Consider the following 15,321-nt stretch of genomic DNA (forward strand, 5'->3'; position numbering starts at 1 on the left):
GTAACAGATTGCCTACCTGCGGCAGAAAGCCGTTCAGCACCGTGGCATCAGCGGGTTTACCGGCGACGATACGCAGCGGCAGCGTCTGGCGGCACCAGGCCTGCGCCTCGCTGCTGCTGACGTCGTCGATATACACCTCCAGCGCCAGGCTGGGGGAGTAGACGACGCGATAATCACCGGCGTGGGCGGCGGCGGCGAACAGCAGCATCGCGGCTGCGGACGACCAAAATTTCATCGTAATCCCTGCGTTTATTCTCGTGGCGGCAGAAACCGGGCGGCGTCGGTCGGCGAGATCAGTAAGGTGGTTTCCTGCGGCGAACCAAACCAGACCGCCACGGCGCTAAGATTGTCATTTCTGGCCGCCGGCGCGATGGCCTGAAGCAGCAGCGCCAGCCACTCGTCGGGAGAGTTGACCAGCCGCAGCGCCAGCGCCATATCCCCGGCGCTCAGCGGGTTCCAGAAACCGTCGCTGCACAGCAGAAAGGCATCGCCGTCTTCCACGTTCAGCTCGCTGTGCCAGCTGACGTAGGGCGCGTGATGGCCGCCGAGCGCATTATAGAGCAGATGGCCGTTTATGCCTGCATTTTCATAACCGGCGTCGGCAAACTGCTGGCGCAGGCTGTGATCGCGGGTGACGCCCGCCAGCTGACCTCGCCGGAAATGGTAAATGCGGCTGTCTCCGGCGTGTGCCCACCACACCCGTTGCCGCTCGCGGTCGGTAAACAGCGCGGCGAGAGTGGTGCTCATCTGCGCGCACCCGGCATCGTTCAGCTGTGCCGCGCAGATCGCCTCCTCAACGCCGGCAACCGCCGCCGTGGTGTTCTGCAGGGTCAGCTGCTCCAGCTGGCTGACCTGGGCCAGCAGCAGATCGCGCACCAGCGTGGCGGCGCGATCGCCTCCCGCGTAGCCGCCCACGCCGTCACACACCACGAAACAGGCACCGTGCTCGCCGATCCAGCTGCCGAGCACGTCGTCATTGCGCTGGCGGTGGCCAGCCTCAGAGCAGGAGGCGACGCTGATTTTCATCCTTCCTCCACCGGCGTCTGCGAGTCTTTGTACTGATGAACCTCCATCTCGTAGGCGTGCAGGAAAGCCTCGCCAAACAGCGTATGGAAGTCATCTTCGATCTCGCCGGCGGTGTGCTGATAGTGGCGGGTAAAGGCGTCCCACAGCGCCGCCTTGCGCGTGGCGCTCAGCCCGATGCGCGGCAGAACCCCTTCGCGCACGGCGTCGTCCTCCACCCGCTGCGGGTTAAACGACTGCAGCATGGCGGCGATAATCGCCCGGATGCCGGCAATCATCCCCAGCTGATGCGCCTGCAGATCGACCAGCGCATCGCGTACCGCCTGTTCCGGCGGCATAAAGCCGGGCAGCGGGTTCTGGTAGATCTGCCGCATCACCATTTTGCCGGAGGGCAGGATTTTAAACGGGTTATTTGCCTCGTTGAGGATCTGGGTCATCTCGGCCTTTACCCCGCGCTTGAGGATCGAACGGGACGAGAGCAGCGCCACGGTGCCCTGGGTGAACAGGCTCAGCATACGGCCGGTGGTGTACATCTGCTGTTCGGTCAGCGGCGGGGCATCGCTGGCGTTTTCCAGCCCCAGCCCGTCCACCAGCGCCTGCAGCAGACGCTGCTGTTCCGGCAGCGCCGCATCCGCGTCGTCGCGCTGCGGGCGCAGCGGGTCGATCGCCAGCCGGGCGGCGGCGTCACGGGCCGCGCGCTCTTCCAGCTGTTCAGCGCTGAACGTCGGGGGGATGCGATCCGCTGCCGGTACCGGTTCATCCAGCAGGCCCAGCGGGTCGTCGTCCGCTGCGTCTTCGCCAAACAGCAGCAGCGGATCGTCGCGTACCGGCTCATCCCGCTGCCGCTGCGGGTCGCTGACCGCCAGCTGCCAGGGGCCGATCGCCAGCCGGTCACCGTGGGTCAGCAGTACCTGGTCGCCGCGCGTCAGCGCCACGCCGTTATGCCACACCGGGGTGACGCTGCCCTGTGACGTCAGGCGACATTCGCCGCCGGGGGCGACGTGGATCAGCGCCTGCAACCGCGAGATGGCCCGTTCAGGGTCGGGCAGCACCAGCTGGTTATCGGGGCTGCGCCCCAGCGTGCCGCCCGGCGCGATAAAATCGTAGTAGTGGACGGCCAGTGACGCGGGCGGAGATAAAAGGGTCAGTCGCATAGGATTTTCCTGCTGTAACGCGCGGCTAGTCAAACATCGGCGGATAGAAGCCGTGACGGCCCGCCCGTTTGCCGGCGGTGGGATGAAACAGCTGGGTAAACAGCCGGGCGGTCAGGTTACCGCTGTGGCGGTGGGTCTGCAGGGGTGCGTGGCCGGCCTGATTGGTCCACCAGTAGCTGGTGTAGTGCAGCGGATCGAACCGACGGGCAACCTCCTGCCACGCCAGCCGGCAGGGCCGATCCCCGGACTCCAGCTCCGCCAGCCTGACATCCTGCGCGGGGCGGCTCAGCGGCGCCAGCGCCTGCAGCGCCTGCTCCAGCTGGTCGGCCGGGGTGGCATTGTTCACGGCGGCGAGCAGGGTGGCGCCGAGCGCGTTAAACCACTGCCCGGCGACGTCCAGCTGCGCCGGGTGCCACTCGCAGACGGTAAGACTGTGCTGCGCCAGCAGCGGCCAGGTGCGGCCAACGCGATCGCGCGAGAGCAGCAGGCAGCCCAGCTGGACCTTCTGCACCCCGAGGGTGGCGGGCAGTACAAAATTCCACACCGGCCCGCTGCTCAGCGGTACGTCACCCGCAGGCAGGTGATGCTGGCGGTCAATCAGTCCCTGCTGGAACCAGTGTGACCAGCGCGTGTTCAGCGCCGGTGGCATCCGTCGTTGCACGAAGTCTCCCGCCGCAGGCAGCTTGCCGTACCACTGTAGTTCACTGCTGGCGATCATCGTCCCCCCTTCTGAGCAGCTGGTTGTCACGGGCAAAAGGTGAGCGCTGCACCTGACCGACCAGCAACGCGCTCAGGTGCTCTTCAAGCTGCGAGCGCTGCTGGTCGGTCAGCCGCGGCGCGCTCAGCGTTAACTGCTGCATCACCCAGCCGCGCAGAAACGCGCCGTTGTAATGCTGCGGCTGATACAGCATCTGATAGGCGCTGAGCGCCCGGCGGCTGTAGCGCGGGTCCTGGCCGTCGTCATTACGCAGGGTGGCGGTAATCAACAGCGTTACCTGCGGCAGCAGCAGCGATTTTAACGCGACCTGGTAGACGCTGGTCGCCGCTTCCCCGACCTGATCGCCGCGATACAGCCCGGCGCGCAGCGCGGCCGGCGGCGCATCCAGCGCGAAGGCGTCGCCGTGGGCCAGCGACGCCAGCGAATTCAGCAAGGGTAGCAGATCGGCAAAGCTTTCGCCGTCAGGGTTGCCGATGCGGCTGGCCTGCTGCTGCATCCGGGGCAGCTGCTGTCCGACCTGCTGCAGCCACTGCTGATTGCGCTGATAGCTGGTCAGCCACAGCGCGCAGCACAGCAGCAGGCCGCCGCCAAGCGCGGCGTACCCCAGCCGGTGCAGCAGGCGCTGGCGCTGTTCCCAGCGGCCGTCGCTGCCCGCCAGGCTGTGCTCGGCAAACACCACCCGGGTGAGCAGATCGTGGATAAAGAAGCTCTGGCCTTTACCGGCCGGGATCGGTGCCTGGCGGCTGACGCTGTCCCAGTCGGAGAGCGACGGCTGCCGGCGCGGCGGCAGCTGCAGCTTGCGCGACAGCTCGCCCATTACCCGATCGAAGGGCAGCCCCTCCTGGGTGGCGCTGGTGAAGAAGAGCCCGCGGGGAATGCAGCCCGCCGGCTGCCGGTCGCTGGCAAACAGCGTACTGAGATAGTCGGTCAGCAGCGGGGCCAGCGCCGCGAACTCCTGGGGAAACTGAAAGCATTCGGCGCGCAGGCTGAGATCCGTTTCCTGGGCCATGCGATCCGCCAGCCCGGCGGTCAGCTGGCCGCACAGCTGCTGAAAGCGCGGGGTGAACTCGGCCAGCAGCTGCGCGTGGCTGACCGGTTCCGGCCACGGGAAGCTGATGCCCACCCGCTGCGCACGCTCGCTCTTGTCCAGCTGCTGGTAGTAGCGAACAAAGCCCTGCAGCAGATCGGTTTTAGTGACCATCACGTAGACCGGGAAGGTAATACCGGTCTGCTGATGCAGCTCTTCCAGACGCTGACGCAACGCGCTGGCCTGCGCCTGACGCGCCGAGGCGGCGTCGCCAAGCAGGTCGGCGACGCTGAGGGTGACGATCACGCCGTTGATCGGCTGCCGCGGGCGGTAGCGCTTTAACAGCCTGATAAAGGTCTGCCATTCGCCGGCGTCACGGGTGCGCTGGCTCTCCTGCAGCGCATAGCGCCCGGCGGTATCCAGCAGCACCGCCTGGCGGCTGAACCACCAGTCGCAGTGACGGGTGCCGCCAATGCCGCGCATCGCGGTGTTGCCCAGCGGGCTTGCCAGCGGAAACTCCAGCCCGGAGTTGACCAGCGCGCTGGTTTTACCGGCACCGGGCGCGCCGATAATCAGGTACCAGGGCAGCTGATAGAGGTAAGGCGCGCGGCGGTGGGCCAGCCAGCCGGCGAGTCCACGCGGCGCAGCGCTGCCAAACTGCGCGGTTTTCAGCAGCTGCAGCGCCTGCAGAAAACGGTCGTCCAGCATCTCGCCGGTCGCCTGCAGTTCGGCCTGCTCCTCGCCGCTCATCTGCAGACGAGCCAGCAGGCGGGCGTTCGTCCGCCTGCGCCATAGCTGCGGCAGCAGCTGCAGCAGGAACCACAGCAGCAGGCAGAGCGCGATCAGCAGCTGGCGGCTCAGGCGGCTGCCGGGATCGCCAAACCGGGTGGCGGGCAGCAGCGGGGCGACCAGCCAGATCAGCGCCGACAGCGCCAGCACGCCGGTCAGCCCCCAGAACAGGCGGCGGTTAGAGAGGAAACGCACGAGGTGAGGCATCAGGATTTTCCAGAATTTTTGCTGTCATTGCCGCCGTCGTCCGGTGCAGGCTGCAGAATGATCTCCAGCCGACGGTTGATTGCCCGGTTTTCACCGCTGTCGTTCGGCAGGCGCGCGTGGCTGTCGCCGCGGCCCTCGCTGCGTAGCGTCATGCCCGGCTGGGCCAGCAGCTGCTGTAACAGCGTCCCGGCGCTGTGCGCCTGAGCCTGGGTATAGTCCCAGCGGGTGGGGAAGCGGCTGAACTCAACGGGGCTGTCGTCGGTGTAAGCGCAGACCAGCAGCGTGCCTTTTGCCGTTTCCAGCGCCGCCGCCACGCGGGCGATCAGCGCCCGGCCTTGCGCAGTAAGCTCTGCGCTGTTGGCGACGAACAGGCGGTCCGCGGGCAAAATAATCTTGCTGCCGCTTTCGCTGTCGGTGACGTCCAGCTGGCGGGCGTCGATCAGATCGCTAAGCCGCTGCTGCAGCTCCTGCAGGGTCTGCGACGGGTTACCGCGCAGCCCCGGCAGCGCGGCCGGCAGCGGGATCTGCCAGATTTGCTGCAGCACCGGCTCGGTGGCCTTACCCAGCCGCCAGTTCAGGGTGGAGAACACCAGCGCACCACAGAGCAGGGCGCAGGCGGCGCAGACCCACAGCGGGATCGGCGCCTGCCAGCGCGGCCGCACGATCGCCGGCTCCTCTGCCGCCGGCATCGGGGCAGCTGCCTGCCGGCTGCGGGTGTCACGGATCAGCTGCGCCAGGCGTTCGCGCAGCGCTTCCCGCTGCTGGCGGCCCTGTTCCGCACCGCGATAGCGCCCCTCGAAGCCGAGCAGCAGGCAGTAGTGGATCACTTCCAGCAGCTCCAGATGCGTCGCCGGATGCTGCGACAGGCGCGCCAGCAGCTGAAACACCTTTTCGCCGCCCCAGCTTTCGTTATGAAAGGTGACCAGCAGGCCGTTGCCGGACCAGATGCCACGGCTGCCCCACGGCGTCTTCGCCGCCGCTTCATCCAGCACCGCGCACAGGCAGTAGCGGGCACCGATCAGCGTTTCGAACGGCAAACCGCTCTGGCGGGCAACGGCCTCGAACTGATGGATTTCATCCACCAGCTGCTGGCGCAGGCCGGCCGGGTCGTCATGGGTGGCGGCCTGGCGGATCTGCACGATGGCGTTGAGCAGCGGGGCGGCAGCGGTCAGCAGGCGATAGTCCTGGACCTTTACGGCGGCCGTGCTGGCGGGAAGTTCCGGCGTCATTGCGGTATCGTTATTCTCGGCTGTGAACCGTCAGGCGCGGGTGGCGCGATCCTGACGGGGTAACTGTGCGGGCGTTCGGGCGTTTACTGAATAATCCAGGTCGCCGTGCTGCCGTCACGGCAGGCTTTTCCTTCGCCGCCGACGTCAACGCAGACTTTTTTACTGCTCTTACGCGGGCGCGGCCGGTCGTTGCGCAGGGTGGCATCATAGAGCTCGCTTTTTACCGCCGCCTTCTGCGGCACGTAACCGAGCAACTCCGTACCCCCGGTGTCGGCCACCGCCAGCCAGCCGTCCGCCATTCCCAGCGCGGTAAACGGCTTACCGTTCTCCAGGTAACGCACCACCTTGCCGCTGTAGTCCGGGCGGGTCATCACCGACGCCTTATACAGGGCGCGATAGGGCCGATCGATCGGTGTAAAAGTCTGCGGCGGCTGTACCGCATAGCGATGCGTCAGGCGCACACCGTTAACCTCGCTGGTTACCAGGGTGTCATCCGTCGGTGGGGTGCCAGGGGCTTTACATCCCGCCACGCTCAGCACGGCCAGCAGGGTTAACGCGAGATAAATTTTCACTATGATCCCCGTAAGGTTGCAGTCAGGAAAATTGCCCTGAATTACATCAAGATAAAATCGGCCATAAGTTTACCTGACGCTTTTAAGAATGGGAACCATTGCAGAGTCAGGTTGAACATGTTACCGCCGCAGGTCCGCTCTGGCAGAGTGTGCCTGATAGCCGTGGAAACGGCAATTTGATTAGCGTCAATAACGCGCGCGCGCACTGCTTTATAATCAGCTCGCTGAGCCTGCACTACGCGTATGTCCGCAGCAACGGCATGGTTTTTGCTTGGTTGTGGTCAGTATTTTATGACTGGAGAACAGAATGCGCCTCGCCTCCTCTTCCGCCCTTGCCTGGCTGGCGGCCTCACGCCAGAGCGAAATTGCCGGCCTGCAGCAGCTGCTGCAGGCCGGGCGACTCACCGGTGAAATCAGTCAGCTGATCCACGTTTTACAGCGCGAGCGCGGTGCCAGCAATATCTGGCTCTGCTCGCAGGGGCAGCTGTTTGGCGACGAGCTGCCGCAGCGCGGGCGCGACGTCGGCCGCTCTCTGCAGAGCGTGCTGGCGCTGCTGCCGCCGCTGCCCGCTGCCGACAGCCCGCGCGCCGGTAACAGTCGCCTGTTCAGCCGCATCGCCGCCGCGCTCTGCGCGCTGGAGGCGCTGGACGCGCTGCGTCAGTCGGTCCGGCTGCTGGCGGTGAGCCACGCCACCGCGATGAGCACCTTTAATAACGCCATCGGTCAGCTGCTGAATCTGGTGTTTGAGATGGTGGATACCGCCTCGGATCCCGGCGTCTCGCGGGCGCTGCTGGCGATGTTCAGCTTTATGCACGCCAAGGAGCTGGCCGGGCAGGAGCGTGCCATCGGGTCTGCCGGCTTTGCCGCCGGTGAGTTTACCCCGGCGCAGAGCCAGCAGATGGTGGCGCTGATTGAGGCGCAGGAGCGCTGCTTCAGCTATTTTGAGCAGTTTGCCGACGCGAACAGCCTGCAGTGCTGGCACGGGCTGGGCGGTGCGGAAGGTGAGATGGAACGGCTGCGGCGCATCGCCTGTACCGGTTCCCGCCCGGATCGGCAGGGCGCGGCGATGGCGCTGCACTGGTATCAGCGGCTGACCCGGCGCATCGACGGCCTGAAAACCGTGGAAGACCAGCTGGCCGTGGCGCTGATGCAGCGCTGCCGCCAGAGCATCGCCGAGGCCGGGGCGCCGCTGTCGGCGGCCGAACTGCAGCTGCGGGTGCCGCAGGCGCAGGCGGCCCCGGCGTTCAGCCTGGTGCTGGCCGGGGAGACGTGGCAGGGGGCGCAGCAGGCGCCGCTTGAGGCGGGCGGACTGACGCCAAAGCTCGGCCGCTCGGTGCTGGAGCTGATTCAGCAGCAGTCGAAGCGGCTGCAGGATCAGGACGACCAGCTGGCGGCGATGCGCGCCTCAATCGAGGAGCGTAAGCAGGTGGACCGCGCCAAACTGCTGCTGATGCGCCTGCAGGGCTACAGTGAAGATCGGGCGTTCCAGACCCTGCGCAAAATGGCGATGAACCAGAATAAGCGCATCGGTGAGATCGCCGCCGCGCTGCTGGCGGTCGCGCCGGCCTTCGGCGAGGAGCAGGGCTAAAGCCTGCACGAAGAGTGTGCATATCCTGCTTCACCGCAGGGCAGCAGGACGGTCTCACCACGGTCAGGGGGAAAGTACCAACCGCTCCGTCCCGCTAACGGCGGGGGGTGCAGGAAAATTCCGGCTCTGGCACAGGGCTTGCAAGAGAGAGTAACAACAAACATGCATTTGTTTTGCCAATGGCGGCAGAGCGAGTGCTTTGGATAAAGGCGTCCAGCCGCATGCCCCGTGCATGTCGGAGGACGCCTTTTTTTATTCTCTTTTTTCAGGAAGCCAGACGATGAGCAAACCGGGATTAACGCTGACCAGGCGTCATTTTCTTACCGCCGGCGCGGCGCTAGGCGGCAGTTATCTGTTGCCGGGCGTGCTGAACCGGGCCTGGGCCGCAGGGTCGGACGCGCCGGAAAAAAGCGTGGTGCGCGTGGGTTTTATTCCGCTGACCGACTGCGCGCCGGTGGTGATGGCGGCGATAAAAGGCTTCGACAAAAAGTACGGCATCAGCCTGCAGCCGAGTAAGGAAGCCAGCTGGGCGGCGGTACGCGACAAGCTGACCTCCGGCGAACTGGACGCGGCGCACGCGCTGTACGGCATGATTTACGGCCTGCAGCTGGGGGTGGCCGGGCCGCAGCACGACATGGCGAACCTGATGACGCTGAACCAGAACGGCCAGGCGATCACCCTCTCCGCACAGCTGAAGGCGGCGGGCGTCACCGACGCCGCGGCGCTGAAAAAGGCGGTCAGCGGGCAGGAACCGGGCAGCTTCACCTTTGCCCATACCTTTCCGACCAGCACCCACGCGATGTGGCTCTACTACTGGCTGGCCGAGGCGGGCATCCACCCGTTTAACGACGTGCGCACCGTGGTGGTGCCGCCGCCGCAGATGGTGATGAACATGAAGATCGGCAATATGAGCGGCTACTGCGTCGGCGAGCCGTGGAACCAGCGGGCGATTGCGGAAAACATCGGCTTTACCGCCGCCACCAGCCAGCAGATCTGGCCGGATCACCCGGAGAAGATCCTCGCCACCCGCAGCCAGTGGGTGCAGGAGAACCCGAACACCGCCCGCGCGCTGACCGCCGCGGTGCTGGAGGCGGCGCGCTGGATTGATGCCTCTGACGCCAACCGCCGCGAGACGGCGCAGGTGATCGCCGGACGCGCGTACCTGAATACCAGACCGGAGACCATCGAAGGCCGCATGCTTGGCCAGTATGACAACGGCATCGGCCGCCAGTGGCAGGACGCGCACCCGATGCGCTTCTTTGACGAGGGCCGGGTCAGCTATCCGTGGCTGTCGGACGGCATGTGGTTCCTGACCCAGCAGCGGCGCTGGGGGCTGCTGAAAGCCGATCCGGACTATCTGGCGGTGGCGAAACAGGTCAACCGCACGGATATCTGGCAGCAGGCGGCGACGGCGGTAGGCGGCATCAGCACCCCCGCCAGCCCGCTGCGCAGCAGCACGCTGATGGACGGCAAGGTGTGGGACGGCACGAAACCGGCGGAGTACGCCGCCAGCTTTGCGATGAAACGCTGAGGAGCATCACCATGACTAATCCGTTACGTCCGCTGCTGCAGCGGCTGATCCCGGCCATCTGCGGTGCGCTGCTGCTGCTGACCGTCTGGCAGATTGCCGCGCTGAACGCCCACGGCTTCCCCGGCCCGCTCAGCACCTGGCACGCGGCGGTGACGCTGTTCGCCAATCCCTTCTACAACGCCGGCCCGAACGACCAGGGGATTGGCTGGAACGTGCTGGCCTCGCTGCAGCGGGTGGCGGTGGGCTTTGGCCTCGCCGCGCTGGTCGGGATCCCGGCCGGATTCCTGATCGGCCGCTTTGCGTTTGTCGGCCGCATGTTTGACCCGATTATCGCGCTGCTGCGCCCGGTCAGCCCGCTGGCCTGGCTGCCGATCGGCCTGCTGCTGTTTCAGAAGGCCGAGCCGGCCTCCAGCTGGACCATTTTTATCTGCTCGATCTGGCCGATGGTGATTAACACCGCCGAAGGCGTGCGCCGGGTGCCGCAGGACTACCTCAACGTCGCCCAGGTGCTGCAGCTCTCCGAGTGGACGGTGATGCGCAAAATTCTGTTCCCGGCGGTACTGCCGGCGCTGCTGACCGGGGTGCGTCTGTCGATCGGCATCGCCTGGCTGGTGATCGTCGCGGCGGAGATGCTCACCGGCGGCCTCGGCATTGGCTTCTGGATCTGGAACGAGTGGAACAACCTCAACGTGGAACACATTCTGATCGCCATTTTCATTATCGGCGCGATCGGGCTGCTGCTGGAGCAGGCGCTGATGCTGCTGGCCCGGCGGTTTTCCTGGGATGACGCCAGCAAAGGGGGCAAATAATGAAACCGATTATTCAGGTACAGCAGGTCAGCCAGCGCTTTAACACCGCCAGCGGCGAGTTTCTGGCGCTGGACAACGTCAGCTTTGACATTGCCGAAGGCGAAACGGTCAGCCTGATCGGCCACTCCGGCTGCGGCAAGTCAACGCTGCTCAACCTGATCGCCGGGCTGACCCGCCCGACCGAAGGGGTGCTGCTGTGCGATAACCGCGAAATCGCCGGGCCGGGGCCGGAGCGGGCGGTGGTGTTCCAGCAGCACTCGCTGCTGCCGTGGCTGAGCGCCTTTGACAACGTGGCGCTGGCGGTGGACCAGGTGTTCCGCGGCCGCATGAGCCGCGCCGAACGGCAGGAGTGGATTGCGCACAACCTTGAGCTGGTGCAGATGGGCCACGCGCAGCACAAGCGGCCGGGGGAGATCTCCGGCGGCATGAAGCAGCGGGTCGGCATTGCCCGCGCGCTGGCGATGAAGCCGAAGGTGCTGCTGATGGACGAGCCGTTTGGCGCGCTGGACGCGCTGACCCGCGCGCACCTGCAGGACGCGGTGATGGCCATCCAGCAGAAGCTGAACACCACCATCGTGCTGATCACCCACGACGTTGACGAGGCGGTGCTGCTCTCCGACCGGGTGATGATGATGACCAACGGTCCGGCGGCCACCGTCGGCGAGATCCTCAGTACCGGTTTAGCGCGCCCGCGTAACCGCGTGGCGCTGGCAGATGACGCGCATTACCACCATCTGCGCCAGCAGATACTGCAGTTCCTGTATGAAAAACAGCGGGCCGCTTGAGTCCAGGTGACGTTGTCACATTTAGCGCAGCTGAGACTGCCGGAGGATAACTATGAGTAAAGCAACATTAGTGGTGGTTGGGCACGGCATGGTCGGCCACCATTTTCTTGAGCAACTGGTCAGTAAAGGGCTGCACCTGCGTTATCAGGTGATCGTCTACGGTGAAGAGCGGCACGTGGCTTACGATCGCGTGCATCTGTCGGAGTATTTTGCCGGTAAGGGCCACGCCGAGCTGTCGCTGGTGGCGGAGGGCTTTAGCGAGCAGAGCGGCATTGAGCTGCGCACCGGCCGCGAGGTGGTGGCCATCGACCGCGAGCGGCAGTGCGTTACCGAGGCGGACGGCCGCGAGCAGCGCTACGACCGGCTGGTGCTGGCCACCGGCTCCTATCCGTTCGTGCCGCCGCTGGCGGGCGGCGACGGGCCGGGCTGTTTTGTCTACCGCACGCTGGACGATCTGGACGCGCTGGCCGCCAGGGCGGCGGGGGCCGCGCGCGGGGTGGTGATCGGCGGCGGCCTGCTGGGGCTGGAGGCGGCGAACGCACTGAAGCAGCTGGGGCTGGAGACGGCGGTGGTCGAGTTTGCCCCGCGCCTGATGGCGGTGCAGCTGGACGACGGCGGCGCGGCGATGCTGCGGCGCAAGATCGGCGCGCTGGGGGTTGAGGTGCATACCGGCAAGTCCACCCAGCAGATTGTTACCGAAGCGGACGGCAGCCTGCGGCTCGATTTTGCCGACGGCAGCAGCCTGGCGACCGACCTGGTGCTGTTCTCGGCCGGCATCCGCCCGCGCGACCGGCTGGCGGCGGCCTGCGGGCTGCAGCTGGGCGCGCGCGGCGGCATTGAGATCAACGACCTGTGCACGACCTCAGACCCCAGCATCTCGGCGATCGGCGAGTGCGCGCTGTGGAACGGCCAGCTGTTTGGCCTGGTGGCCCCCGGCTACCAGATGGCGCGGGTGGTGGCCGCCACGCTGGCCGGCGAGAGCGCGGCGTTTATCGGCGCGGACATGAGTACCAAACTGAAGCTGCTGGGGGTGGAGGTGGCGTCGCTGGGCGACGCCCACGCGCGCACGCCGGGCAGCCAGAGCTACAGCTGGACCAGCGAACCGAAAGAGGTCTACAAGAAAATCGTGGTGTCGGCGGACGGCAAAAGCCTGCTCGGCGGCGTGCTGGTCGGCGACAGCAGCGAGTACAGTACGCTGCTGCAGATGATGCTCAACGGCATGGCGCTGCCGGCGTCACCGGAGAGCCTGATCCTGCCGCAGAGCGAGGGCGCGCCGGCCAGAGCGCTGGGCGTTGCCGCGCTGCCGGACGGCGCGCAGATCTGCTCCTGCTACAGCGTCAGCAAGGGCGATATCTGCCGCGCGGTGCAGGACGGCTGCGGCGATCTGCCGGCGGTAAAAAGCTGTACCAGAGCCGGTACCGGCTGCGGCGGCTGTACCGCGCTGGTGAAACAGGTGATGGAGTACCAGCTGGCGGCGCAGGGCGTGGAGGTGAAGAAAGACGTCTGTGAACACTTCCCGTGGTCGCGCCAGGAGCTGCACTCGCTGATCCGCGTTAACCGCATCAAAACCTTTGACCAGCTGATCGCCGCCCACGGCCGCGGGCGCGGCTGTGAAGTCTGTAAACCGCTGGTCGGCTCGCTGCTGGCCTCCTGCTGGAACGAGTATCTGCTTAAGCCGCAGCACCTGCCGCTGCAGGACACCAACGACCGCTACTTTGCCAATATCCAGAAGGACGGCACCTACTCGGTGGTGCCGCGCATTCCGGCCGGCGAGATCACCCCGCAGGGGCTGATCGTCATCGGCGAGGTGGCCGCGCGCTACAACCTGTACACCAAAATCACCGGCGGCCAGCGCATCGACCTGTTTGGTGCCACCCTTGAGCAGCTGCCCGCCATCTGGCAGACGCTGACCGACGCCGGCTTTGAGACCGGCCACGCCTACGGCAAGTCGCTGCGCACGGTGAAATCCTGCGTCGGCTCCACCTGGTGCCGCTACGGCGTGCAGGACTCCACCGGCTTCGCCATCCGGCTGGAAGACCGCTACAAAGGGCTGCGCGCGCCGCACAAGATCAAAATGGCGGTCTCCGGCTGCACCCGCGAGTGCGCCGAGGCGCAGAGCAAGGATATCGGGGTGATCGCCACCGAGAACGGCTGGAACCTCTACGTCTGCGGCAACGGCGGCATGAAGCCGCGCCACGCCGATCTGTTCGCCAGCGACCTGGACGATGACACGCTGATCCGCTACGTCGATCGCCTGCTGATGTTCTATATCCGCACCGCCGATCGTCTGCAGCGCACCAGCGTGTGGATGGATAACCTTGAGGGTGGGCTGGACTACCTGCGCCAGGTGGTGATTGAGGACGTGCTGGGCATCAATGCCGAGCTGGAGCAGGAGATGGCGCAGGTGGTGGCGAGCTACCAGTGCGAGTGGCAGACCACGCTGGCGGACGACGACCGGCTGGCGCTGTTCCGCAGCACGGTGAACAGCAGCGAGGCGGACGAAACCATCCGCTGGCAGCAGACCCGCGGCCAGATCCGCCCGGCCAGCGACCTGCCGCCGGTGCTGCCGGTGGTGGCGCCGCCTGCCGCCTGGAACGCGGTGTGCCGGCTGGAGCAGATCCCATCTGACGCCGGGATCGGCGCGCGGCTCGGCAGCCAGCGCATCGCGCTGTTCCGCCACGGCGACCGGGTGTGGGCGCTGGATGATAACGAACCGGGCACCACGGCCAGCGTGCTGTCACGCGGCCTGCTCGGCGACGCCGCCGGTGAACCGCTGGTTGTTTCGCCGCTGTACAAACAGCGCTTCCGCCTGCGCGACGGCCAGAGCCTCGATAATCCGCAGCTGGCGCTGCGCTGCTGGCCGGTGAAGATAGAGCAGGGCCAGGTGTGGGTAGCGGCCGCGCCGCTGATTGTCACCAGCATAAAAGACGCGATTACCGCGTAAGGAGCGACCATGACGCTGAATATTGCCGGCATTGAAACGCTGCTGGCGCGCGCGAAAGCCAGCGCCGACCGCGCTAACGGTTCGGGAAGCGATAACGCTGACGGCAGCGGGGATAACGGCGAGGCCAACGGCGGCGAAAACGTCCCCGGCAGCGTCTGGCTGGTGGGGGCCGGGCCGGGGGCCGCCGATCTGCTGACGGTGCGGGCGCTGCGGCTGATCGAACAGGCGCAGGTGGTGGTTTATGACCGGCTGGTCAGCGCAGAGGTGATGGCGCTGATCCCACCTGAGGCGCTGTGCATCGACGTGGGTAAAACGCCGGGCTTTCACGCCATGAGCCAGCAGCAGATCAACCAGCTGCTGGTCGACCTGGCCCGCGCCGGCCAGCAGGTGCTGCGGCTGAAGGGCGGCGACCCCTTTGTGTTCGGCCGCGGCGGCGAGGAGATGCAGTGGCTGCAGCAGGCGGGGATAGCCTGCCATATCGTGCCGGGGATCACCGCCGCCACCGGCTGCGCGGCGGCCAGCGGCATTCCGCTGACCCACCGCGGGCTGGCGCAGTCGGTGCGCTTTATCACCGGCCACCACAGCAGCGGCAAGCCAGAGCACGACTGGCGCAGCCTGCGCGATGCGCAGCAGACGCTGGTGTTCTATATGGGGCTGACCTGGTGCGCGGAGCTGAGCGCACAGCTGATCGCCCACGGCCGCGACGCCGCCACCCCGGTGGCGATCGTTGAACGCGGCACCCGCGCCGATCAGCGCGTGATCGTCACCCGGCTGGACAGGCTGGCTGCCACGGTAGCGGAGCAGCAGCCGCAGTCGCCGGGGCTGCTGATTATTGGTGACGTGGTGGGGTTATACACGGCGGCGCAGGCCGCGATGCATCATGCGGAGTCGGCGCCGTGCGCAGAACGGGCAGGAGGATAACGGGCAGGAGGATAACGGGTGCTG

11 protein-coding genes and 2 pseudogenes are annotated in these 15,321 nt (G+C 66.3%); 6 read left to right on the plus strand and 7 right to left on the minus strand.

Annotated features, from left to right (window positions below):
* The 7 genes and pseudogenes from NV64_RS14205 to NV64_RS14235 all read right to left on the minus strand — a co-directional run.
* Window positions 1-235 (minus strand): annotated as a pseudogene (locus tag NV64_RS14205) (hypothetical protein); the annotation flags it as partial.
* A gap of 14 nt (window positions 236-249) precedes the next feature.
* Window positions 250-1,026 carry a PP2C family serine/threonine-protein phosphatase gene (locus NV64_RS14210; protein WP_056234461.1) on the minus strand — a complete coding sequence of 259 codons (777 nt, stop codon included), beginning with the start codon at window positions 1,024-1,026 and terminating at the stop codon, window positions 250-252.
* The gene (gene tagH, locus NV64_RS14215; protein WP_101506152.1) at window positions 1,023-2,177 is read right to left on the minus strand and encodes a type VI secretion system-associated FHA domain protein TagH; all 1,155 of its coding nucleotides are present in this window, start codon (window positions 2,175-2,177) and stop codon (window positions 1,023-1,025) included. The genes NV64_RS14210 and tagH overlap by 4 nt, the downstream gene beginning before the upstream one ends.
* A 25-nt stretch (window positions 2,178-2,202) precedes the next feature.
* Complete coding sequence (tagF, locus tag NV64_RS14220; RefSeq protein ID WP_056234467.1) at window positions 2,203-2,895, minus strand: type VI secretion system-associated protein TagF; 693 nt, start codon at window positions 2,893-2,895, stop codon at window positions 2,203-2,205.
* Entirely contained in the window at window positions 2,879-4,918 is a 2,040-nt protein-coding gene (gene tssM / locus NV64_RS14225; protein ID WP_101506153.1) for a type VI secretion system membrane subunit TssM, read from the minus strand. Before tssM ends, tagF begins: the two co-directional genes overlap by 17 nt.
* The gene (icmH, locus tag NV64_RS14230) at window positions 4,918-6,147 is read right to left on the minus strand and encodes a type IVB secretion system protein IcmH/DotU (RefSeq protein ID WP_101506154.1); all 1,230 of its coding nucleotides are present in this window, start codon (window positions 6,145-6,147) and stop codon (window positions 4,918-4,920) included. Before icmH ends, tssM begins: the two co-directional genes overlap by 1 nt.
* Before the next feature lie 83 nt (window positions 6,148-6,230).
* Complete coding sequence (locus tag NV64_RS14235; protein ID WP_369878891.1) at window positions 6,231-6,722, minus strand: SH3 domain-containing protein; 492 nt, start codon at window positions 6,720-6,722, stop codon at window positions 6,231-6,233.
* A 304-nt stretch (window positions 6,723-7,026) separates the two neighbouring features.
* Between NV64_RS14235 and NV64_RS14245 the strand changes: the two genes are divergently transcribed.
* The 6 genes and pseudogenes from NV64_RS14245 (at window position 7,027) to cobA (ending at window position 15,297) form a co-directional block, all read left to right on the plus strand.
* Window positions 7,027-8,307 carry a nitrate regulatory protein gene (locus tag NV64_RS14245; protein ID WP_101506156.1) on the plus strand — a complete coding sequence of 427 codons (1,281 nt, stop codon included), beginning with the start codon at window positions 7,027-7,029 and terminating at the stop codon, window positions 8,305-8,307.
* Between the two features lie 280 nt (window positions 8,308-8,587).
* On the plus strand, window positions 8,588-9,838 hold the full coding sequence (locus NV64_RS14250) for a CmpA/NrtA family ABC transporter substrate-binding protein (protein WP_101506157.1): 1,251 nt from the start codon (window positions 8,588-8,590) through the stop codon (window positions 9,836-9,838).
* 5 nt (window positions 9,839-9,843) lie between these two features.
* Window positions 9,844-10,647 (plus strand): nitrate ABC transporter permease, encoded by an 804-nt coding sequence (gene ntrB, locus NV64_RS14255; protein WP_233208992.1) that lies wholly within the window; start codon window positions 9,844-9,846, stop codon window positions 10,645-10,647.
* The gene (locus tag NV64_RS14260; protein WP_056234487.1) at window positions 10,647-11,432 is read left to right on the plus strand and encodes an ABC transporter ATP-binding protein; all 786 of its coding nucleotides are present in this window, start codon (window positions 10,647-10,649) and stop codon (window positions 11,430-11,432) included. The genes ntrB and NV64_RS14260 overlap by 1 nt, the downstream gene beginning before the upstream one ends.
* A 46-nt stretch (window positions 11,433-11,478) precedes the next feature.
* Window positions 11,479-14,376 (plus strand): annotated as a pseudogene (gene nirB, locus NV64_RS14265) (nitrite reductase large subunit NirB); the annotation flags it as partial.
* 9 nt (window positions 14,377-14,385) lie between these two features.
* On the plus strand, window positions 14,386-15,297 hold the full coding sequence (gene cobA / locus NV64_RS14270) for a uroporphyrinogen-III C-methyltransferase (RefSeq protein ID WP_101506160.1): 912 nt from the start codon (window positions 14,386-14,388) through the stop codon (window positions 15,295-15,297).
* Window positions 15,298-15,321 lie beyond the last annotated feature (24 nt).

This window comes from Erwinia sp. B116 (assembly GCF_002865965.1).
Taxonomy (GTDB): Bacteria; Pseudomonadota; Gammaproteobacteria; order Enterobacterales; family Enterobacteriaceae; genus Erwinia.